Below are 23,661 nucleotides of genomic sequence, written 5' to 3' on the forward strand. Positions count from 1 at the left end.
CATGGTTAATTCAAAATTCAAAAATAAAAATTCAAAAAACTTTGTTTGGTTAATGACCTTGAGAGGGTAACATGTTTTTTAGCTGAGCCTCGCAATCGACAACCCGATTCCAGGCTTCACTCGCAACTCGAACCCCGCTCCCCGCACCTCATCACCCGCACCTCCATTTGTAAAAATCCTATATCACAAAATAAATACTTGCCTAATTCATCCTGCGTTCATAAAAAATGTGTTTTTTTGATAGCTTGAAATAAATTTGAGTATTTTTAATATTGATGCGGCTGTACCGGTTATCCCTGATTTTATTTTTACTGTTCCCGTTTGTTGTTTTGGCACAAACTGCAACCATTACGGGTAGGGTAGTGCATGGCGAAAGTAAAGCCCCAATTGCCAATGCCAGCGTGTTTTTAAACAATGCTACCTATGGCACTTCCACAGCCGAGGATGGTTCGTTTACGCTATCGGGAATAAAACCTGGTCAGTATGAATTGATTGTTACTGTGGTTGGCTATGAAGACTATTCACAAACCGTACAGGTAGGACACGATGTGATCAAACTGGATATCTCCTTAAATCAAAAGGTATTGATGCTGCGTGAAGTGGTGATCAGCAGTAATGCCGATTGGAAAAAAAATTATGAACAATTCAGACGCGAGTTTATCGGCACTACCGAAAACTCCAAACTGTGCAAGGTGCTTAACCCGCATATCCTTAACCTGGTTTATAACCGCACCAAACAACAGTTAGAGGCCGATGGTGATGAGTTTTTAGTGGTGGAGAACCGCGCGTTAGGCTATCGTACCAAATACTTGCTGAAGAATTTTTTGAGCGATGCCATTGAGCATACCATTCAATATACCGGCCGGGCCTTGTTTGAAAACCTGCCGGGATCGCCCGAGCAAAAGAAGCTTTGGAAGCTGAAGCGGGAAGAAGCCTATTATGGTTCGCCGCAGCAATTCTTTAGGGCTTTATATAAAGATAAACTACAGGAAGAAGGCTTTGAGGCCCATGATTTTACCCGCACGCTAAACAGGGAACGCCCACCTGAAGAAGTAATTCAGCAAAAAATTAAACGTTATAAAGAAACCAACCGCGATTCGCTTATCCATTGGTACCATGTAGCTAACTACACCAAGTGGAACAATGAGAATGTGGTAAAGATCCCTTATCAATCTGCAGAGATCCTGCGTAAAACGCAGCAGGCCGGTATTTATGCCATTGCTTTCCCGCATTTTTTATACGTGGTGTACACCAAAAAGCATGAGCTTACCGAGTTTAAAGATGTTTACCGTCCGTTGGATATGGAAAACTTTGAAACCAGTATTATTACCCTGTATGGTGGTTATGCCGCATTTGATCAAAACGGCATTGTGATGTCGAACCCGGCCCCGCTGTACGAAGGCACCTGGTCAAAAGCCAAACTATGCGACCTGTTACCGGTTGACTACGAACCGGGGGATTAGCTTCGCCGTCATTGGTCATTTCGCTTCGCTGTCATTAGTCATTGGTGCTTTGCAGTCATTAGTTTTTATTTGAAAATTTTTAAAACCGCTTTTAAAAATCCGACTTGCCTTAATGACCAATAACTGCACAAAAAAACTAATGATCAATGACTAATTATTACCTTTGTTGCATAATATGAAGTTTATTTATCAAACCTGGTGGAAGGTAATAACCGTAATCGTGATCATTTACACATTGATCGCGGGTTTATTACTCGGCGTGCCGGCCATGCCCATCCTACACGAAACTATCCGTAATACTTATTTCCACGTACCTATGTGGATGGCCATGTTCACGGTGTTTACCATATCTGTTTACTATAGCATTAAGTACCTGCAAACAGGTGAAGAGAAGTATGATCTGATAGCGGTTGAAAGTGCCAACACAGGCATTTTCTTTTTTGTTATAGGCCTGGTTACAGGTATGCTTTGGGCCAGGTACACCTGGGGCGCTTTCTGGAGTAATGATCCTAAACAAAACAGCGCGGCCATTGCCTTCCTGTTATACTGCGCTTACTCGGTATTGCGTAACTCTATTGATGAGGAACAAAAGCGCGCCAAAATTTCGGCCATCTATAACATCTTCGCGTTTCCTATCATGATCGTGTTGATTATGGTACTGCCCCGTATGACAGATTCCCTGCATCCCGGCAATGGCGGTAACCCCGCTTTCGGCAAGCTCGATTTAGATAACCGTATGCGCATTGTATTGTACCCGGCATTCATCGCCTGGAGCTTTATGGGCGTTTGGATAGCGTCGGTACGTTACCGCATCCGTTTAATTGAAAATAAAAAGAACCAGATAAATTAATGAAAAAGTTAACATTAATGTTAATGTTGTTGCTGAGCTTTGCTACCGCGTTTGCACAGCAAAACCAGCCTGTTGAAATGGCCGATGCCTTGCGCGGTTCGGGGAAAATATACGTCGTGGTGTGTACTATCGTGATCGTTTTTATCGGTTTGGCCATTTACCTGTTTTCTATCGACCGCAGGCTGAAAAAAATCGAAAAAAACAACTAACAAAAAAACAAGGTCTATGTTGTTTAAACACTGATTTTACTATGCATGCATAGTGTGTATCCGCGACACTAACTATAATATATTTGCAATATTGATAAAAATTGTACCAAATTTGCACACTTTTTTAAGAGTTTAATATTTATACAATAATTATGGATACCAATATTTTAGTTGCCGACGAAGAGACACACTTTTTTGGCGACGTATGCAAAAACTTTGATTATGCCGCTCAATTCACCAAACACGATGCCGGCCTGCTTGATCAGATCAAATCATGTAACAGTGTTTACCGTTTCCGTTTCCCTATCCGCAGGGGTAATGGTTTCGAGGTAATTGACGCCTGGCGTGTAGAGCACTCGCACCACCAATCGCCAACCAAAGGCGGTATCCGCTACAGCGAAATGGTGAACGAGGATGAGGTGATGGCCCTGGCCGCGCTGATGACCTACAAGTGTGCTATTGTAAACGTGCCCTTTGGCGGTGCCAAAGGCGGTATCAAAATCAATCCTAAAAACTACACTGTAAGCGAGCTGGAAAACATTACCCGCCGCTATACTGTGGAGCTTATTAAAAAGAACTTTATTGGTCCAAGCATTGACGTACCCGCGCCAGATTACGGCAGCGGCGAACGTGAAATGAGCTGGATTGCCGATACGTATGCAACCATGAACCCAGGTCAGCTGGATGCAATGGGTGCTGTTACAGGTAAACCTATTGCTTTACATGGTATTGCAGGCAGGAGGGAGGCAACCGGCAGGGGCGTGGCAATCGCTATCCGCGAGTGTGTAAGCTTTGGTGATGATATGCAGAAGTTAGGTTTGTTGCCAGGTTTATCGGGCAAAAGAGTTATTGTACAGGGTTTAGGTAATGTAGGTTATTACTCAGCTAAATTCCTGGCCGAGTTTGGTGCCATCATTGTTGGTTTGTGCGAATTTGAAGGTGCTATTTACAACGAGAATGGCTTAGATGTTGAAGCAGTTTTCCAACATCGCAAAGCAAGCGGATCTATTTTAGGTTACGCTGGTGCCACCCAGGAGTTTAAAAATACCATGGAAGGTTTAGAGCAGCCATGCGATATCCTGGTACCTGCCGCTTTAGAGAACCAAATCACCGAAGCCAACATTCGCAACATTCAGGCAAAAATTATCGCCGAAGGTGCAAACGGCCCAACCTCACCAGAGGCAGAAGCTATATTTTACGCAAATGGCGGTATCATCATTCCGGATATGTATGCCAATGCGGGCGGTGTAACAGTATCATACTTTGAGTGGTTAAAAAACCTGAGCCACGTAGCATTTGGCCGCATGAACCGCCGGTTTGAAGAAAACTCAAACCTTAACCTGGTAAACATGGTAGAAGGCATTACCGGTACATCATTAACTCCAATGCAGCGCTCAACCATCATTAAAGGTGCATCTGAACTTGAGTTGGTAAACTCGGGCTTAGAAGATACCATGATCCGCTCATACCACGAAATAAGGGAAACTTACAAAAGCAACCCAGCGATAGATACATTACGTAGCGCGGCCATGGTAGGTGCTATCAACAAAATTGCCGTTAGCTACCAAAACTTAGGTATCTGGCCGTAAATTTTGCTGCGCAGTCATTTGCTTCGCGTCATTAGTCATTTCGCTGCGCTGTCATTAATCATTAGTGCAATGCGTTAACAGCCATGTCATTGCGAGGAACGAAGCAATCGCGAACCTTACAGAGTCAATAACATTATTAAGAGGTAAGTTTAGAAGCTTGCCTCTTTTTGTTTTTTTGGCGTTCCCTTTGGGCCGTGCTATTCGCTCATACGTGCACAAGGCCTTAGGCGAGGGTCGGTATCCGCTACTATCACTAACGCAAATTGTCTGAACCGGGATCAAACAGATTAAGGGATTTATAGGATTTTATTTCAGTAAAAAAACTTAAACCTGGTATCAAGGTAAAATCCTGAGAATCCCTTAATCCTATAAATCGTGGTTCAGACAAAATAGCTGTAAGCGGGTTTGCTATCTTCCTTCTAAAAGTCCTTACTCTTTGATCCCCTCATCCTTGCTCTATTCTATCAAGAATAATTCTAAATAACACAAACCACCCGTAATAAACATTATTAGCTATACGTTTTGTATTTTTGCAAATCGATTTTTATTTTATAAACCGCAGATGAAAAAAAGTTCAATTTTTGGTCTTGTTGTTATAGCTATAGCTATAGCGGTTATCATAAGTGTATATGCCAACTCAAGTACTTACGGTTCATTTAACGATGCAACCAAAACCAGCAGCGAGCTGCATATTGTAGGTCACCTTAATAAAACAAAGGAGTTGTTTTTTGATGCCACTAAGGATGCCAATTATTTTTCGTTTTACATGAAAGATAACAAAGGCGAGGAGCGCAAGGTAGTTTTTAAAGGTACCAAACCCGAGGATTTTGAGCGCAGCGAACAACTGGTACTTACCGGCACTATGGTGGGCAGCGAATTTCACGCGTCAAAAATCCTGATGAAATGCCCATCCAAATACCAGCAGGATGAGTTAAAAACTACAGAAGTAAAGGCCAAACAGGCCAGCATATAAAACCATTTTGATGGATATTCAATTTAAAGGTGAACACCTTTTACCGGGGCAGATAGGTCAGTTTTTTATCGTACTTTCTTTCGGAGCCGCTCTTTTATCATGTATCAGTTATTATTTTGCCACCACAGAAGATGCCGGGAAAACCGATAGCTTTTGGCAAAAATTAGGTCGCATAAGCTATTTTATTAATGGGGTGTCCATTATTGGAATAGGTACCTGCCTGTTTTACGTTATTTATAAACATTATTTTGAGTATCACTACGCCTGGGCCTATACCTCGCGGTCGTTACCCATTTATTACATCCTATCCGCTTTTTGGAACGGACAGGAGGGGGGCTTTTTGCTTTGGTTATTCTGGCAGGCGGTATTGGGTATTGTATTAATCTTCCGTTCAAAATCATGGGAGCGCCCGGTAATGACGGTTATCGCGCTATCGCAGGTAATGCTGGCCTCCATGGTGTTAGGTGTCGAAATATTTGGTCAGCGTATAGGCAGCTCGCCGTTTTTGCTGTTAAGGCAATCAATGGAAGCGCCCATCTTCTCTAACCCAGACTATCTTTCTTTTATAAAAGATGGGCAGGGAATGGTGCCATCCCTGCAAAATTACTGGATGATCATCCACCCGCCGACCTTGTTCCTGGGCTTTGCATCAATGGTAGTGCCTTTTGCTTACGCTATTGCCGGCCTTTGGCAAAAAAAATACAAAGAGTGGGTTTCACAAGCCATTCCTTACGCCCTGTTTGCCTGTATGATATTGGGTACTGGTGTGGTAATGGGTTCTTTTTGGGCCTACGAATCGCTTAACTTTGGCGGTTTCTGGGCCTGGGACCCGGTAGAGAACGCCTCTATTTTCCCCTGGATAGTTTTGGTAGCGGGTTTACATGTGATGATCGTGTTTAAAAATACGGGGCATTCGTACTTTACGGCTACGTTTTTAGTATTGCTGAGCAACGTGCTAACCTGGTATTCATCGTTCCTGAACAGGAGCGGTATTTTGGGCGATACTTCGGTACACTCATTTACAGACCTGGGCATGTTTTGGCAACTGGTAATTGGTATTATGCTGTTCCTGGTGTTATCGATAGTATTATTGGTGCGCCGGTATAAAGAACTGCCCATCACCCAAAAAGACGAAGAAACTTATAGCCGTGAATTCTGGATGTTTGTAGGTTCGGTATTTTTAGGCCTGTCATGCTTTCACCTGTTGATCGTAACATCGGTGCCGGTTTGGAACGAGATATTCCATACCAAAATGGCACCGCCATCAAGCATTATTAAACATTATAATGTTATCCAATCGTCGTTTGCGTTTGTGATTGCGATACTAACTGGCTTTACCCAGTTTTTAAAATATAAAAAGACCGATGTTACCCGGTTCTTTATCACCACTGGTATTTACCTGCTTTTTGCGGCACTGTTAACTACACTATTCGCTTATTTAAGCGGCCTGTACAAACTTAACTTTGTATTTGTGTTGCTAATGTGGGGATCATTGTATTCTATTATTGCCAACGGTAAAATATTGGCCGATGCCATTAAAGGCAAGTTTAAACTGGCCGGATCGGCGGTGGCGCATATTGGTTTTGGTATGTTATTGGTTGGCGCGGTAGTATCTGCAGGTACCCAATCTGTTATCTCTGTCAACAACACCGGCGAGGCCTATTCGGCCGAGTTTGCCAAAGAAGAAAATCCGCGCGAAAACATCACCGTATACCGTAACCAGCCCATGAAAATGGGCGATTATATGGTTACTTACCTGGGCGACTCGATATCGTCACCAAATCACTTCTTTAAAATCAACTATAAAAGGGTTGATGCAACAGGTAAAGTTACTGAGGAGTTTACGCTGAAACCAAAAGTGCAGGTTAGCAAGGGGCAACTGGCCGCATCACCGGATACCAGGCATTACTTGTTCAGCGATCTTTACACACACATCACCCTTACCAACGCTATTACCCCGGTTGAGGCCGGCAGTGAAAGCGCGGAAGCAGCCCACGATGCTGATAACGATGACAAAAACTATGACGCACCGATAGCGCACGAAGTTAAAGCGGGCGATACTATCAAGTACCGCGATGGCTATATCGTATTGAAATCGCTTAACAAAGAAGCCAAAGTGCAAAATATTCCGCTTACCGATAGCGACGTAGCCATTGGTGCCGATTTGGAAATTGTATCAAACGGAAACAAATACAGCGCCCGCCCGGTTTACATGATCAAAAACGGCAACGTATTTGATTTTGCCCGCAAGGTTGATGATGCAGGTTTAAAACTGCGTTTCAGTAAGGTAATCCCCGAGCATAAAACGGTGGAGATCGTGGTTTTTCAACAACCAGAGAGCAAAAAGAAATTTGTGGTAATGAAGGCCATTCAGTTCCCTTATATCAACTTTTTTTGGGCGGGTAGTATTATTATGGTAATAGGTTTCTTTATGTCGATACTGCGCCGTAAAAAGGAATTAAAGGTAGTTTAGGTTTGGTTAGATGGATAACCATTTAACAGCACATCGGCAGGAGATCGTAAACGATGGCTTTACCGTTATCAACGGAATTTATACCAATGCCGAAGTTAAAAGCATCCTTGACGTAATAGCATCGGCAAACCAAAGCAACCCTGCCTTCCGCAAAACCGACGATCTGTTTGCCATCAGGCAATTTTTAAAGGAATTACCGCAGGTAGTTCCTTTAATTTTTAATGATAAACTAAAAGCGATCATCACCGCGCTTTTTGATCAGGACTATTTTGTTACCAAATCCATCTACTTTGATAAGCCGGAACTAAGCAATTGGTTTGTTGCCTGGCACCAGGATTTAACCATTGTGGTGGATAAGAAAACGGACGTTGAAGGCTATGGCCCATGGACGGTTAAACAAAATCAATTCGGTGTGCAGCCACCGTTACCCATCCTCAAGGATAACTTTACTATCCGCATTCATCTGGATGACACCAACGAAGCTAACGGAGCTTTAAAAGCGATCACAGGCTCTCACTTGAAAGACATCTACCGACCAGAGACTATCGATTGGAATATCGAAACAGAAACCACCTGCAATGTAAATGCCGGCGGCTTCATGATTATGCGCCCCTTATTGCTCCATGCATCCAACCGAACCACCAATAATCAAAAGCGCAGGGTAGTGCATATTGAATTTAGCAGGGCTGATTTGGATGGCGGATTGGGCTGGGCGGAGAAACTTACGTTTTGATTGTTAAAAGTTGTAGATAAATAAAATCAAATTTTGTTTTAAAACACTTTTAGGGCGTACCGTTATTGTTAATTTCTCTGCCATGGATCTTTCAAAGTACCATAGTTTACGCCTTGGTCGATAAAGCATCTTTTAAGCATGTCGAATTTTTGGGTACAATATTCACCTACTGTAAGTTTGTTATGCATCGATCTGTATTGTTTACATTCAAAACAGATCTCAAGGAAATCAATTACCTTCCCCTCTTTATTTAAAAATATAAAGGCGTTATGAGGTTCATAGCAAGTGTGTCCCATAGTCGCAAAATCTTTTAATTGTACTTTATAGTCGGTATTGAAAATAATTTCGGTCAGCCGGTTTATAGCAGCAAAGTCCATTACCTTGTGCTCTATAAGGGTAGAGTAATCCAACTGATTTTGATGAATAACTAATCCTAAAGCTTTTTTGCCGGTTATATGCCCTTTGTACGATGGGGCGGATACTTCGTTTCCCGCATAGGAAACAGCCAGGACTTTAACGGCCTTAGAATACGGATACATTTTTAACCGTTGTTGAATAGTATACTTATTGGTGAAAACACAGTTGTCAAACCAAGGCTTATATCCTTCAAAAGATTCGCGCGAATAACTTACCCCAGGTTCCCGATGTTTAACTTTTAAATTGCTTTTTATAATTTTATTTGTGGTATCAGGGCGATTATTTATACTGTTATTGACTGCGTAACAACTTAAATTCAAAAACAAAAATAAGCAGGAGAATAATTTAGGTTTCATTTGTACAATGTAGCGAAAAGGGAGTTGCTTTTCAAAACTGTAGATCAAACGTGGTATTTAGCCAACTATTGATTTAAATAAGGTTTGATTAGAAACCGCTCTTTGCGCTTTAGTTTAAATATGAAATCACCTCTTCAAAAACGCTGCTATCTTCGCGTTAACCGAATCTGGTTTTTCTAAAAAGGGCAGATGCGCGGCATCGGTCACCGGGAAAAAATCTACTTTCAAAACGCTACGTATCGAATCGCTAAACCTAAAAGGCACCGTTTGGTCGTCCTTACCCCATATTAGCAGCACCTGCTTGTTGGTACTGTTTAAGCAGGCATTACTTTGACGGCCTTGCACATTATAATCATACATGGTTGATACCAGGGCGTTCCTGAAACCTTTAAAACGCATTTGTGGCAGGTAACGTTTTTCCCAGCCGGGGTATTGTTTGGGGTATTTAAAATCGGTAACCTGCCCTTTAGCGCGCTTTTCGGAATTTACGGCTTCGTTATACATTGTTAAAAACCTGGGAGCGTTTGGGTTTTGGTTTTGGTACGCCGGATCAATAAGTATAACTTTGTTCACAACATCGGGGTGAGCACAGGTAAAGTTGGTGATGATGGCACCACCAAAGGATACACCGGCAAGGTTAACTTTGCCCTGTAGCTTTAAGCCGCTAATGAGTTCAAGCAACTGGTTGTTGTAAAGTTCTTTATCATAAGTAAGGTTGGGCCTGTCAGAATATCCGCGGCCGTACATATCATAGCGTAATACTTTATATCCTTTGCTAACAAGATATTCATAAGTGCCATCCCATATATAATACGGAACGCTGAAGCCATGAACAAGTATTACTACCTCACCATTTTCGGGGCCTTTAAGTTCATAATGGGTAATTCCTTTGCTTAGTTTAATGAAACTACCAGGAATATCTTTACGATCTGCATCGGTTAATATTCTTTTTTCTTTATTGTTACTTTCATAAAAGCCGTACAATATCAAAGAGGCCGCCCCAACCAGGAATATTAAAATTATTATGCTTACTTTAAGTATTTTCATGAGGTATTAGATGATGTTTACTAAAATACAGAAATATTTAATTGGTAATTAGCCAATTAAAACATTAATTGAAAAATTATATGCGCTTAACATTCATAGGATCTGGCCATGTTGCAACCCATATGGCGGCTGCTTTTAAAAATGCAGGCCACCGTATTATGCAAGTTTACAGTCCTAATTTGCATAATGCCTCTTTACTGGCCTACCACGTAGGTGCCGATGCCACCAATGAGCTAACCGGTATTAATGCCGATACCGATCTGTTTATCATTTCGGTGAAAGACGATGTGATAGAACAGGTTGCCCAAACGCTGGCCAAACATCAAAAACCAATGGTGCACACATCCGGTTCAACCAGTATAGATGTATTGATAAAATATACTGATAAAGCCGGTGTACTTTATCCCCTGCAAACGTTCAGCAAAACACGCGAAGTTGATTTTATCAACGTTCCGCTTTGTATCGAAGCCGTAAATGGTAGTATGTATACTGATTTAGAGCAGCTTGCGGCCACTGTAAGTAACCATATTTACAGCATTAACTCTGCCGGGCGAAAAATATTGCACCTTGCCGCAGTTTTTGCATGTAATTTCCCCAATTATTTGTACGGTGTGGCACAACAACTACTGGCCGACCATCAGATGGACTTTAATTTACTGCGACCGCTCATATTAGAGACAGCCCAAAAGGTGCAGCAGCAAGTGCCAACAAGCGTACAAACCGGCCCGGCGGTACGTAATGATCAAACAACAATGGCTGTACATTTGCAATTACTTCATCGTGAGCCTCAAATGCAGGAAATCTATACCTTATTAAGTCAGGGTATTATCAAAAACAACATTGATGGGCACGGGGATAAGTAATTTTGTTACTTTTGCCTAAATGAACATTTTTAAAGTAAAGATAAATTTCGAGGAAAAAGGGCACGAGACCATCGAACTGCCAATAGCCGAGGGAGAATCTGTTTTAGACGTATGCCTGGAGAATGGCATTGAATTGCAGCACAATTGCGGTGGCGTTTGCGGATGCAGTACCTGCCATATTTATGTAAATAAAGGGATGGATAACATCCAGGAAATTTCTGATAAAGAAGAAGATTTTATTGACAGGGCAGTTAATCCGCGCATCACCTCACGCCTGGGTTGCCAGTGTGTAATTATTGATGGTGATATTGAAGTAACCCTGCCAGATCAGTCGGGCTTTATGGGGCACTAAACAGGTTTCACGTTCAACGTTATACGTTTTACGTTTGCCCGCAGAGTAATATTAAAAATTAAGAGATAACGTATTGCGTAAAACGTACCGCGTATAACCTAAAAAAATGAGCGATAATAAATTTGCCTTACCCATTCACTGGAACGATTACGAAGATATTGCCATGGAGCTTTACGAAAAGTTTGGCGATGATTTTAATGAATCGAAGATATACCGCATCCGTTTTACCGAACTGCTGGAGTGGGTATTAAGCCTGCCTAACTTTGCCGGTACAAAAGAACAGTCAAACGAAGGCCACCTGGAGCAGATCCAATCGGCCTGGGTATATGAGTGGCGGGATAACCAATAATTTAGTTGGCAGTTAACAGCCGGCAGTTTGCAGTTTATCAGTGCAATCGCCTTTAATAATCGGTGTAATCACAATAAAAATCAGTGTAATCATAATTAATGGAGTCATTTTTACATAAGTTAAAAGATATAACCACCTTTATTTTTGATGTGGACGGCGTGCTTACCGATGGTTCGGTTTTTGTAACCGATGGCGGCGAACAAAGCCGTGCTTTCAATATCAAAGATGGTTACGCCTTGCAGTTGGCTGTTAAATGCGGATATAACGTGTGTGCCATATCTGGCAGCCGGTCAAAAAGTGCCATTTACCGTTTAAACAGCCTTGGGATACAGGATGTGTATATGGGCACGCATACCAAATCGCAAAGGTTTAAAATTTACCTGGAAGAGAAAGCCATCATAGCTACCAATGTATTATACATGGGCGATGATATTCCCGATCTGGAAGTGATGAAGCTTGCCGGTTTAGCAGTTTGCCCGGCTGATGCGGTTGAAGAAATAAAAGCCGTAAGCGCTTACGTATCGCCATACGGTGGAGGCAGGGGCTGTGCCCGCGACATTATCGAAAAGGTACTTAAAGTGCAGGACCGATGGATGAGCGAGCAGGCGTATAGCTGGTAAGCTTTTGAGTTCATGGATCATAGTTGATGGTTCATGGCAATAGCAACATTTGGCTAAAGAGCGAATTTTACTATGAACTATGAACCATCAACTATGAACCAATCGATTCCCAAAATCATTCTTGCATCAAAATCGCCGCGCAGACAGGAACTTTTGCGCTTGATGGACCTGGATTTTGAGGTGGTGCTGAAAGAGGTTGATGAATCATACCCCGATGGCTTAACCCCACAGGAGGTGGCCGTATACATCGCGCGTAAAAAGGCCGAGGCGTTTGACCAAACGGTAGGGGATGAGGTAGTACTTACTGCCGATACCATTGTTTGTGTTGATGGGCTGATACTGGGAAAACCCGAAACCCCGCAACACGCCATCGAAATGCTGCAGATTTTATCTGGCAAAGTGCATTTGGTAGTTACAGGAGTTTGCCTGTTATATAAAAACAAATACAACAGCTTTTTTGATGTATCTGAAGTGTTCTTTCGGCAGATGAGCCTGGAGGAGATTAGCAGCTACGTTGAGCAGTATAATCCGCTTGATAAGGCCGGTTCATACGGTATCCAGGAGCGGATTGGGCTTATCGGTATCGAAAAAATTCAAGGCTCATACACCAATGTGGTAGGGCTCCCTACCGAGAAATTATATGCTCAATTAATTAATTTAAATAAGTAATTTTAAATTAAACCTTTCGTTTTTCGGTAGTCTAACAGTTAAATATATAAGGGAGCGAATTTGTCATGAAAAAAATTATTAACCTGGGGCTGGTGGTATTGCTGGTATCCGCCCTGTCTGCTTGCAGCAGCTACAACTATTACACCGCAGCAAGAAACAAAACCGATCTTTCGTCTTACCGCACCTTTACCTGGCTTGCACCCGATATGCAAACCGATAAGGCCGGCGCGTTGGTGAAAAAAGAAATTGGCGACGAAGCGGTAAAAAATGCAACCATTGCCGCTTTACAAGCCAAAGGACTAAAGCTGGTAGATAACAACAGCAATCCCGATTTGATTGTAAGTTATTCAACCCTTACCGGTCGCGGTATGAAAACCGAATTTTATCCCTCTTACTATGGTGGTCTTTACACCGGCTGGGGCTGGGGTGGCTACGGTGGCTGGGGTTATCGTTCGTTTTATGGCTACGGCGGTTTTGGTTACGGACCGGGATGGGGCTGGGGTGGTTATGGTGGTGGTTCATATGCCAGGGTGCCCTACAAAGAAGGCACGCTGATTATTGACATGATTGACCGTAACAGCAGGCAACTGGTATGGCGCGGCTTTGGCGTAGGTGAACTGCATAATCCTAAAACAACTATCAAAGAACTACCTAAAGTAGTAAACGGCGTAATCGATCAACTACAATTAATTCCGGCGCATCCTCAGCTTCCTGCTCCTAAAAAAGCCTAAGACTGTGCCCAGTTAATAATTAACCAATATCATAAAAAAACCTTTGGGCTTGCCCAAAGGTTTTTTTATCCTTTATCCTTTATCCTTTATCCTTTATCCTTTATCCTTTATCCTTTATCCTTTATCCTTTATCCTTTATCCTTTATCCTTTATCCTTTATCCTATTTCTTTAAAAGTTTAACTTTTCCCAGCAAATTTCCATCTCCTCCTTTTAACTCAACAATGTAAATTCCGGGTTTGAATTGCGACACGTTTTCGTTCCATGCGCTGCTATCTGATGTTTTTTGCATCACCAATGATCCGGTAGCATCATAAATGTTTAATTTATAAGATGATGTTGCCGCGTTAGTTTTGCCATAAGTTACATTGATGTTAAGTGTCTCGGTTGTGGGATTAGGGTAAATGCTAAACATGCCTTCATTACCGGTTTTGTCATAATAAATATTCACAGGATTTGAATAGGTGATATTGCCAAACAGGTCAACCTGTTTTAAACGATATATGTTATTGCCTGTAATTGGTGTTTTATCGGTATACTTATAAATGGTACCACCGTTGCTCTGTATATTGTAAAGCGGAGAATAACCGGTACCGTTTGCCTGCTGCTTTTCGAGGGTGAAAAAATAGTTGTTTCCTTCATTGAGCGTTCTCCAGGTTAATAACACACCATCAGCTGCTTTTTGCGCGGTAAATGTTGCTAATTGATATTTAGATGTGGGTACCTGGTTGATGGATAACTCAAAGCGGTTTGCGCCAAAGGTGCTGGTATCGGTTGTTATTAGGTTAAAGGCATAGGTTTTGTACTTGCCAATGTCTAAGGAGTCCTTTTTTAATTTATCGACCAGGTAAACTTTATACTTTATGGTATCGATATTTTGGATATCGACCAGGTCGATATGATACATGCCGCTGCTTTTGGCGTTTACAAACAACTTAACTTTTTTGCCTTTTTGCGCGTAATCTGCCAATTGATTTATTCCTGTTCTTACACCATCGGCAGAAAAGCTGGACATGTAAACTTTTGGCAACAACCCATCTAAATCGAAGGCATCCTCGGAGGAATTGAAGTTGTCATTCCAGTTTTTACTGAAATAAATCCCGCATTGTGTATTAGTTATGCTATCCTTTGTCAGTTGCAGATGTAATCCTGCTAAAGGTGTTTGAACAGCGGCAGCACTAAAGCTTCTGTTGAGTATAGTAATATCACCTTTTGTGCTCATGATCATAGCGGGAGTAGTGGTATTGGTGATGGCAGGATATTTTACTTTTTGATCTTCCTTAAAAGTTATAGTTTGCCCGGTATTAGTGGCATCTACAATAAAGCCCTGACCGCTCACAATGTACTTACTTGCCCTGGTATTGGATGTAGTGCTATCTTTAGCGTTATAAGAAATATAGGTTTGCCCTGGTGCGTTTAGTTCCCAAAACACTGGGCTTATAGGGTTAGTTGTAACATTGTAATTATCTGCGTATACCGTTTTTAAATTGATGGTACTGGCGTAAGGATTGCCTACCTGGTTATAGCCAGATATAGCCGATCCGGTACCTGTATGATAAGGTATTGCAGTAGTGCCGGTATTCCAGAATTTTACGGCAACAGTTCCCTGGTTTAAATAGCCTGTAGCTGTAACGGTAGTGTTTTCGGGAACCCGTGATGCGGCGGTTGACGTACTGCTGTTATCGCCTATAAAGTATAACAGATAGCTGTTACCCACCGGTATAGAAACGTTTGCAACCTGCACAGGCGGTTTGCCCGATATGGTAGTTACTGTTGAGCCGGTTATGCTTTGTATGCCAACATTTTTACCGGCTACAAATGAAGTATTATTGGTTGTACGGCTTTCGTCATACAGGTACAAAGTGGGATTTGGGTTAGTTATTGAAAAACCTGCCCCCGGGCCTCCGGTTGCGGCACCATTGTAAGTAGTGCCATTAAAGGTTTGCGAGGTACTTAAGTAACCAAGGCCCAGGTTGCCGCCGCCTGCATTGTTTGAGTTCGCATTTACCGGCGAAGAAATCAGCCTGTAACCCCTGAACGTTGTGCCGCCCCCTGTTATATAACGTTGTACATTTACACTGCCATTAATTATAGCCCCAGTTGGTAAGGCAGTAACCGTAGCTGTTGACGTGGCGTCAGACATTAGCGTTAAAAGGCCATTTGTTTGTAACGTGGTGCCCCCGGTTTTTATTTGCATAGCCCCCACACTTGATATAGAAAAGCCGCCGCTGCCTGCAAATGAAGGAGTTCCTGTTGCGCCGCCGGTAAATACAAGATTGTTGAAATTTGTAATATCGCTGCTTGTGCTGTTGGTTAATACCGGTGATGCCGATGTGAAATAGGTTGTATTTGTAGCTACCGGAGAAGTAGCTGTGGGGTCGCTCGCCAAAGGGGCTTGTGCAAAGTACCCGGTATTGTTGTAATTGCCCCCAATGGATATATTGCCAGATGCCATGTTCATGGTGCCATCGTTATTTAAGTTACCCCCTATGGTTGTAGTACCCGCGCCGCCTGTAATAGTTGCCGCTGCATTATTTTGCCAGTTTGTGCCAATTGTGGTTGTGGTGCTGGCATTTGCAAAAGTAGCGTTGATAGCCGTGGTGAATGTCGAGTCTGTTTTTAAAGAGCCCGCGGTGCTGCCTAAACCAATTACCGCGGTACCCGTGCCATTAATGATCAGGTTATCATAGTTTGAACCTGAATTAATAGTTGGGCCGCCCGGGCCAAAACCTTTTAAAGAGCTGGTATAAATAGTTGGGCTTGCCCCTGTGTAAATTACAGTGATTTTACCTCCAGATGTTCCTGTACCGTCAAAATTGATCGTAGCTTTATTAAAGGTTCCATTTTGCGGCAGCGACGTAGCAGTACCTAACGCATTGGCATTGCTAAGCGTTAAGGTGGGGCTGCTTTTAACCCCCGCGGAGTTTAACGCGTCGATAGTAAAATATCCTGCGTTGCTGGAGTTAACCCCACTGATTGCTGTAAAGGCTATTTGACCGGTTAATGCCATACTACCGGCTTGTAGCCTAAATGCACAGCCATTTTGTAGCGCGGTATTCATGTAAATAGCAATGTTGCCGCTAACATTGAGGTTTTTAACCTCCGAAAAAAGGAAGTTATAATTTGTTGTAGTACCGGTAGGGCTGCCAACCTGGATACCGGCGCAGTTTATTGTACCGGTACCCATTAAAAAATTATTAATAGTAGTATTGAAACTAACGGCATTGGTATTGATGTTTTGAGTAATAGTGCCGATCACATTTAAAGTTCCAACATTTACGGTTAGGTTAGTTCCGGTAAATAGTGGGTTGCCAATTATAAATTGATTGGAACCAAATGTTACCGACCCAACGGTTATGCTTTGGCTTGCGGTTAAAGTTAAAACCGGCTGATTAGTATACAGCGATAATGCGGCAACCCCAAACCGAACGATATCATCTGTTCTGAGGGAACTACTGCCCGGGTAAGTTGCTGCTGTTCCGGTTGTGGTACTTCCGCTTACCGTCCAATTGGCAGTAGTAGTCCATGCGGTAGAATTGCTGCCATTCCAATCAAAAATATACGAGGCAAAAGCATTGCTTTGTATAAACATTGTTAAAGCAACCAATAAATGCGTTTTTACAAAACGGTTTCGGAAATTAAATTTACGCAGGGGGGAGATAAGTACCATTTATATAATAATTTCACTTTCAATTAATTAACAGTTATTTTCATTATCGTTTATTGAACGATAATGGCAAATTAGTTATTAATTTATACGTTAAATTGTAGTTATATGTTTTATGGTTAATTGATTTCTTTTTTATTGTTTTATTATTAATTAAAAGTTAAGCAATGATTGCCTGCGCGTCGAGAGATAGCATCAACCGGTCGGTGTATTGAGTAGTCGCAACAGAATTTAATAAATTATGTGGTAGAGATTGCCTGCGATAAATCGCCAAACATAAATCAACGCTTATAAGCCCCGGATAAATGGGCTACCGTGTACCCACATCTTTTTGTTAAAAGGAAATGACAACGTTTTTTGTTAATGATATGACTCTGAAAAGATGTGGGTACACGGTTGGAGAAATGGGGGGAGAGGTAGAGAATAAAAAGAGCAAAGGCCTGTTCTGTGGATTATACCCGAGCCGATCTTTGTTTTTTGTGTAAATGAATAGCCGTAAATATGCCTGCTATAAAAACAACTGCAATTACCCAGGTATCAAGGGGGCAAGTACCGTAAGGATCGCCATCGAGACAAGGAAGATCCTGAGCTTTTACAACCGCCGGTAATGCTGTGAAAAATAAAATAATCAATAAGTATCCTAATCCCAGTCTTTTCATTTTCATCAATTCCGATTTTTATTTCTTTACAAATTTAGCTTTTCCTAATGAATATCCATCGTTTCCTTTTAATTCTACAATGTATATACCAGGTTTAAAGTTTTCAACATTTTCACTCCAAGCGGTATTATCTGATGTTTTTTGCATAACAAGCGAGCCTGTGGCATCATAAATATTTAATTTATAGCTCGATGCCGTAGTCGTATTTTTACCGTAAGTTACGTTAACATTCAATGTTTCGGCAGTAGGGTTGGGGTAAACGCTAAACATGCCTGCATTGCCGCTTTGATCATAATCAATGCTAACCAAATCAGAATAGGTAATATTACCAAGCAAATCTACCTGTTTAAGGCGATAAATATTACTGCCCTTTGCTGGTATTTTATCGGTGTATTTATAGCTGCCGCTACCATCGCCCTGCGTGGTATAAAGCGGGGCATAATCGGTGCCATTAGCCTGTTGTTTCTCTAACGTGAAGAAATAATTGCTGCCCTCATTTTTGGTAACCCAGTTTAAAAATACGCCATCTGCAGCTTTTTGCGCTGTAAATTTGGTTAACTGATATTTTGCACCCGGCAGTTGTTGAATAGATAGCACAAAACGGTTGCCGCCAAAAGAAGAGGTATCGGCGTTGGTTATGTTAAAATTATATACACCATATTTTCCAATATCTAACGAATCCTTTTTGAAGTTATCTATCAGGTTCACTTTGTATTGAGTAAGATCGATGTTGTTTATATCCGGCATTTTTAACGCGTATAAGCCATCTGTTGTTGATTTTACATACAACTTTACCTTTTTGCCCGTGCCAATTTCGCCCAGCGTATTAATACCTGTACGAACGCCATCCGAAGTATAGCTCGACATGAATACTTTGGGTGCAAAACCATCCATATCATAAGCATCGTTATGATCGTACTTATCATCAAAGGCTTTATTAAAGGCAACTGCGCACCAGTCATTTAAGGTGCTGTCTTTTTCAAGTTTCAGATGTAAAACCTGGTAGGCATTTTCTGGAGTTCTTTGGGAAAATGGTAGTAAAGCGGTAGATTTAAAAGCGGTACCGGCTGTTGACGCCAAAATATCGCTTTTGGGTGTCGACATTAATAATGGCGGTGTTGTTGATGTGCCGATCTGAACGCTGGTGGTTTTAATATCTTCTTTAAAAATTACTGTTTGACTTGCTGTTGTAGCCTGTATGAAAAAAGCTCCGCCACTTGGTACGTATTGAGTGAAAAGTGTGGGGTCTGATTGGAATCCCGTACTTGCATTATAAGAGGCGAAGGTTTGATTTGTTCCAAGGCTTTTTACTACCGTAAAATTAACCCAGCCCGCAGCACTGCTATTGTCTAACCAAAGTTGGTGTAAGTCGATGGTACAAGGGTAGGGGTTGCCAACTAAATTAAAACCCTTTTTGCCTGTGGCCGGGGCCTCCGGGCCGCCAAACGACATTGTTGTTGCACTTGTATTCCAAAGCTTAAAAGTAATATTTGCTTGATTAAGGGTACCTATAGAAGTAATGGTTGTATTTTCGGGAACGGGGGTTGATGCTGTGGTTGTGCGGTTAGCATCGCCTATAAAATAAAGCATAAAACCAGTAGTTACCGGAATGTTGATATAAGAAGAAGAGGTAGTGGTTCCAGTTAATGTTTTAACCGTTGAACCGCTTATTGACGCGATTCCGATGGTTTTGCCACCTGTAAAAGTATTGGTACTGGTGGTTTTGGTTTCATCATAAACATACAAAGTAGGATTGGCATTAACTGTACTAAATCCTCCCGATGGCCCACCCGTGTAAGCGCCTGGAACAGTGACCGTACCCACAACTGCGTTTCCATTTACCACGGTGGTAGTTTTAGAATTAAGGTTTGCGAAGCTTATGTTGCCAGTTCCCGATGCATTTAAATCACCAATAGTATTACTGCTAACGTTAACAGGGATAGATAACAGGCGGTAGCCGCGATTACCCGAGCCGCCGCTTATATAACGTTGTACATTGTATAAGCCGGTAAACTGATTGTTATTAGCCGCGGTTGAATTTGGAGTTGTACCTGATTGTCCAATAGAAGCAGAGCCGTATTGATCTGATTCTAAGGTAAAAGTGCCGGAATTTGTAACGCTACAGTTAGGTGAAGACCTTGTATTTTTGAACGTTATATTTGAAGTAGATCCCAAATTAAACGTGGCACCGCTGTTGTTGGTAAGCAAAAATGAGGTATTGGTGCCAGAAGTAATTTGGCATGAAGAATTATTGGTTATTCCTGCGTTGAAAATACCGCTGTTTGTGATGTATGATTGGTTAGTTCCATCATTAAAAGTTATTATAGCTCCTCCTGCTACGGTAAATAAAGCCAAGCTATTATTGATGATACCGCAACCTGTATCAAAGCTGATATTGCCGCCGGTAATGCCAACAGTGCCTGGTGAAGTGTTAGTAAACTTGTTAACGTTACTTGTGAATTTCAAATCGGATGACGAAGATGTAAAGGTGCCGGTATTAGCAAAGGTGCAGCTATTGCCAGGAAACGTGAGTGTTGATCCCGAGAGTAAGCTCATCGAGCCTGGACTTGTGTTATTGAAATTTACGCCATTGCTTGTTGTTCCTAAACTAAGGGGTGACGCTGTTGCCGTAATTGCACCAGTATTAGTAAATGTTGAGGTATTGTTAGTTATAGTAAATGGTGAGGTGTTGAGTGTTATTGTACCACTGTTGTTGATAGGTGATAAGGTATTGCCATTCATCAATATCGGTGCGTAGTTAGCTGTGATAGTACCTGAATTACTAAAAGTACCAGCTGCCCCCTCTGTAAATAAAGTACCTGTCAATGAGGACAAGCCCGTTAGGTTTATAATTCCTGGTTGAGCAGCGCTCACATACGTATTAGCAAAAGTACAAGAACTGCCAGAGAGGGTTAGTTTTGAAGTAGCTGTTGTAGAGGGAGTTATGTTGATAGTTCCCTTGTTTGTAAAGGAGGTGTTGTTAGCTGCAAAAGTGAATGTAGTTGCATTTTGCTGTGTGATAGTGCCCGTGTTATTTAACGAGCCATTGGCAAAATTCATATCTGAATTGGCGGTAATTATACCTGAATTGGAAAATGAATTACCTCCGCTTCCATTCAGATTAATGGGATATGTGGTTGTAACAATTGTGCCTGAGTTAGTAAGGGTACATCCATACCCTCCCTGACTCATTGCTCCGGAGGTTAAGTTAGTTGTTACGTTTGTACCGTTGGAAAAAGTTGAACCCTGATTAATTACAATATTACCATTGATAGTCATAGTACCGGCAATAGTTCCGGTAAAGGACATCGTTGTAGCGCTATAGGTACCAATTGTGATGCCGCCCGTAACCTTAACGCTCGGTGTAGGTGTGGCTGAGCCATTACTTACAAAATTGATTACTTGTGTTGAGCCGTTATTTGTACTTAAAGCACCATTGATAGTCATTGCCGCTCCCTCGGTAAGTGTAGCCGCGGCCGAAAAAGCTAAGCTTGTACCTGTTATTGTCGAAGTCCCTGTTATGGTGGCACTTGCACCAATGGTAATTGCACCTGTTACATTTAATGCATTACTTACGGTTAATGTAACAGCTGTACCGCTGTTGGCTATCGTTAAACTTTTGCAGGTAATTGCCGTATTAACTGTTGGCTGTTGTGTTCCTGTAAAAGCATTAAAAGCGAAAATAATGTAATAATAAACACCGATGTAGGCATCATCGTTGGTTGATGGGTAACCCTGGGTAATGCCCAAAGTACTATAATTATACCAATTATTTTTATTGTTCCAGTTTGTATCAGTCCCCCCCGTCCAATAATACGCGTCTGCTTTTGACTTAAAACTAAATAAACTAATAAATAGAATGGTTAAAAAAAGTATACGTGTTTTCAAATGAGTAAGGTTATTTGGGGGGATAAAACAATAATAATGCTAATGAAATTTAAGCGCCTAAAATTAGCTAAAAATCTATTAATTACGCCATTTACGTAAAACAATGGCAATAAAGTTGCGTTTTGGGTGAGAAAATCTCAAAATAAGAATTCCTGAAAGTTGTGGGCTTTTCCCCATATTGGGGAAAATTTTCCTTTGAAATAATTACTGGATTCATTGAGTCTGTTATTAAGCAATTTTGATTTTATTGGTTAGTTAAATTAACTAATATGATATATTGAAGAGTTTCAAAAAATTTTTTTCATTTCTAAAAAGTGGTGGTATAAATGGAGTAAAACGATTGGTAATGCAGGCAGATAGACAATAGTTATCATCCCGGTAAATAAAAATGATAGGTTTGACAGCCCGTTTTGTTATTCATAGCTGTTTGTCCAGCTAACCATCCGGTTTACGGTTGCAAGGCCGAGCTTAAGTTGGGCGGCGATTTTGCGCTGGCTATACCCTTTACTATGCAGTTGTGCAACCTGTTGTGTAAGGCGCTCGCGTTCTGCCTGCTCAGGACGGCGCAGGTGCTGGTGCTCGGCGTAGTATCCGGTAAAGGTAAACTGCAACAGGCTGTTGCGGCGCTCAAGCTTTAGCAGGCAAATGTTATCGGCTCCGTAAGTTTCGGCAATGCTGCGTTGTTTTATCTGTTTCAGGTAACGGTAGCCCTGCATGGTTTGGCTTTCACCAATGGCAAAGGCGCTGTCGCAAAAGTTCATCAGCATTTTGCTTCCCTGTAAATCATTGCGGCTTATAGGTACGGCGGTATTGCGCTTGGGCGTATGGGCCAATACCAATATGCTTAAGCCGTGGCGGGTTTTAAGATATTTGAGTTTTTTCATCAGCGGTAGGGCCTGGCCGCTGGTATCGGTACCTTTACGTAAACAGGTAATGTTATCGATGATAAGCACGGTTGCCCCGGTTGCTTTAATGCCGCGCGTAAGGGCGCTGATCACGTAGTCGTCATAATTTTTTTGATCGATAGGTAACATGCTCAGCTGGTTATACTCGCCCCGGTGAAAGCTATTGTCAAACTTGTACGTGCCCAGGCTATCGGTGTACCGTTGCTCAAACTGTTTGGAGTTAAGCTCAAAATCAATATATAAAACCGGTGTTGGTTTTGCCCGCAACTCAAAACCCTGTATGGCTTTGCCGCGCGAAATACTATTGCCAATTTGCACCGCCAAAATACTTTTGCCCATATTGGTATCGGCAAAAAGTATGCACAATTCGCCCTCTATCCAAAACTTGTCAAACAGCATTTCGGGGTGGTCGGTTTCTTTTTCCATCTTCATCCAATCGTTAAGGGAGTGGATGTGAAAAAGATCTGCAACCAATTCGGGGTTAGGCGCGGCTGGTGCCTTGGCCGCCTTGTTTTTAAGTGGTGTAATTCCGCGTGCTTCATTCCTAATTTCTTCAATAACAGCCGGTCGTTCAAATAAATTATCCATATGGTATTTGCCTTACCCATACGGGTGCGATGGGTTTAAACCGGTTTAAGGCCTCCTGTAATGGTGGGATAAAGGGGAGGGGCCGGCAGGCATGTCAAATTTACCAACTGTTTATGATACAAATGGTGACACTCTTTTGTCAGTACTGTGGGCGAATTTGAGCTAAAATTTCCGGTTTTTGATGTAAGTAATTGATTTTCAAGTGGTAAGGTGTTTCGCGGGTTGATGTTTTTTATATTGCTTAATGTGTTGATTATCAATA

Annotated in this window: 19 protein-coding genes; 13 read left to right on the forward strand and 6 right to left on the reverse strand. The window is 41.9% G+C overall.

Annotated elements, in window-relative coordinates; translation table 11 throughout:
* The first annotated feature begins 275 nt into the window (after positions 1-275).
* From FHS10_RS25225 to FHS10_RS25255, 7 genes are all read left to right on the forward strand, one after another.
* Entirely contained in the window at positions 276-1,463 is a 1,188-nt protein-coding gene (locus tag FHS10_RS25225) for a carboxypeptidase-like regulatory domain-containing protein (protein ID WP_259096513.1), read from the forward strand.
* Positions 1,464-1,638: 175 nt separating this feature from the next.
* Positions 1,639-2,313: a cytochrome c biogenesis protein CcsA gene (gene ccsA / locus FHS10_RS25230; RefSeq protein ID WP_374759836.1), complete on the forward strand. Its 675-nt coding sequence runs from the start codon at positions 1,639-1,641 to the stop codon at positions 2,311-2,313.
* Positions 2,313-2,522: a CcmD family protein gene (locus tag FHS10_RS25235; RefSeq protein ID WP_259096515.1), complete on the forward strand. Its 210-nt coding sequence runs from the start codon at positions 2,313-2,315 to the stop codon at positions 2,520-2,522. The genes ccsA (FHS10_RS25230) and FHS10_RS25235 overlap by 1 nt, the downstream gene beginning before the upstream one ends.
* Before the next feature lie 152 nt (positions 2,523-2,674).
* Complete coding sequence (locus tag FHS10_RS25240) at positions 2,675-4,111, forward strand: Glu/Leu/Phe/Val family dehydrogenase (protein ID WP_259096516.1); 1,437 nt, start codon at positions 2,675-2,677, stop codon at positions 4,109-4,111.
* Between the two features lie 562 nt (positions 4,112-4,673).
* A complete protein-coding gene (locus FHS10_RS25245) occupies positions 4,674-5,084 on the forward strand; it encodes a cytochrome c maturation protein CcmE domain-containing protein (RefSeq protein ID WP_259096518.1) in 411 nt (136 codons plus the stop codon).
* Between the two features lie 10 nt (positions 5,085-5,094).
* Positions 5,095-7,557 (forward strand): cytochrome c biogenesis protein CcsA, encoded by a 2,463-nt coding sequence (ccsA, locus tag FHS10_RS25250; RefSeq protein WP_259096520.1) that lies wholly within the window; start codon positions 5,095-5,097, stop codon positions 7,555-7,557.
* Positions 7,558-7,567: 10 nt separating this feature from the next.
* On the forward strand, positions 7,568-8,290 hold the full coding sequence (locus FHS10_RS25255; protein WP_259096522.1) for a phytanoyl-CoA dioxygenase family protein: 723 nt from the start codon (positions 7,568-7,570) through the stop codon (positions 8,288-8,290).
* 68 nt (positions 8,291-8,358) lie between these two features.
* Here the strand turns inward: FHS10_RS25255 and FHS10_RS25260 are convergent, their stop codons facing one another.
* Entirely contained in the window at positions 8,359-9,063 is a 705-nt protein-coding gene (locus tag FHS10_RS25260; protein ID WP_259096524.1) for a hypothetical protein, read from the reverse strand.
* 126 nt (positions 9,064-9,189) lie between these two features.
* Entirely contained in the window at positions 9,190-10,110 is a 921-nt protein-coding gene (locus FHS10_RS25265; RefSeq protein ID WP_259096525.1) for an alpha/beta fold hydrolase, read from the reverse strand.
* 80 nt (positions 10,111-10,190) lie between these two features.
* Between FHS10_RS25265 and FHS10_RS25270 the strand changes: the two genes are divergently transcribed.
* From FHS10_RS25270 to FHS10_RS25295, 6 genes are all read left to right on the forward strand, one after another.
* Positions 10,191-10,973, forward strand: a complete 783-nt coding sequence (locus FHS10_RS25270; protein ID WP_259096527.1) for a Rossmann-like and DUF2520 domain-containing protein — start codon at positions 10,191-10,193, stop codon at positions 10,971-10,973.
* A gap of 19 nt (positions 10,974-10,992) precedes the next feature.
* A complete protein-coding gene (locus FHS10_RS25275) occupies positions 10,993-11,325 on the forward strand; it encodes a 2Fe-2S iron-sulfur cluster-binding protein (protein WP_259096529.1) in 333 nt (110 codons plus the stop codon).
* Positions 11,326-11,431: 106 nt separating this feature from the next.
* Positions 11,432-11,674 (forward strand): Fe-S cluster assembly protein IscX, encoded by a 243-nt coding sequence (gene iscX / locus FHS10_RS25280; RefSeq protein WP_259096531.1) that lies wholly within the window; start codon positions 11,432-11,434, stop codon positions 11,672-11,674.
* A gap of 98 nt (positions 11,675-11,772) precedes the next feature.
* Positions 11,773-12,294, forward strand: coding sequence for a KdsC family phosphatase (locus FHS10_RS25285; RefSeq protein WP_259096533.1), 522 nt, complete (start codon positions 11,773-11,775; stop codon positions 12,292-12,294).
* A gap of 93 nt (positions 12,295-12,387) precedes the next feature.
* Positions 12,388-12,963, forward strand: a complete 576-nt coding sequence (locus FHS10_RS25290) for a Maf family nucleotide pyrophosphatase (RefSeq protein ID WP_259096535.1) — start codon at positions 12,388-12,390, stop codon at positions 12,961-12,963.
* A gap of 65 nt (positions 12,964-13,028) precedes the next feature.
* The gene (locus tag FHS10_RS25295) at positions 13,029-13,694 is read left to right on the forward strand and encodes a DUF4136 domain-containing protein (protein ID WP_259096537.1); all 666 of its coding nucleotides are present in this window, start codon (positions 13,029-13,031) and stop codon (positions 13,692-13,694) included.
* A 161-nt stretch (positions 13,695-13,855) separates the two neighbouring features.
* On the opposite strand, the gene FHS10_RS25300 is transcribed toward FHS10_RS25295, so the two are convergent.
* The 4 genes from FHS10_RS25300 to FHS10_RS25315 form a co-directional block, all read right to left on the reverse strand.
* Positions 13,856-17,284, reverse strand: a complete 3,429-nt coding sequence (locus tag FHS10_RS25300) for a T9SS type A sorting domain-containing protein (RefSeq protein ID WP_259096539.1) — start codon at positions 17,282-17,284, stop codon at positions 13,856-13,858.
* A gap of 527 nt (positions 17,285-17,811) precedes the next feature.
* Positions 17,812-18,024, reverse strand: coding sequence for a hypothetical protein (locus FHS10_RS25305; protein ID WP_259096541.1), 213 nt, complete (start codon positions 18,022-18,024; stop codon positions 17,812-17,814).
* Positions 18,025-18,036: 12 nt separating this feature from the next.
* Positions 18,037-21,906: a T9SS type A sorting domain-containing protein gene (locus tag FHS10_RS25310; RefSeq protein ID WP_259096543.1), complete on the reverse strand. Its 3,870-nt coding sequence runs from the start codon at positions 21,904-21,906 to the stop codon at positions 18,037-18,039.
* A 413-nt stretch (positions 21,907-22,319) separates the two neighbouring features.
* Positions 22,320-23,399 (reverse strand): AAA family ATPase, encoded by a 1,080-nt coding sequence (locus FHS10_RS25315; protein WP_259096545.1) that lies wholly within the window; start codon positions 23,397-23,399, stop codon positions 22,320-22,322.
* Between the last annotated feature and the right edge of the window lie 262 nt (positions 23,400-23,661).

Origin of the sequence: Mucilaginibacter dorajii, from assembly GCF_024808255.1 — a bacterium.
Taxonomy (GTDB): domain Bacteria; phylum Bacteroidota; class Bacteroidia; order Sphingobacteriales; family Sphingobacteriaceae; genus Mucilaginibacter; species Mucilaginibacter dorajii.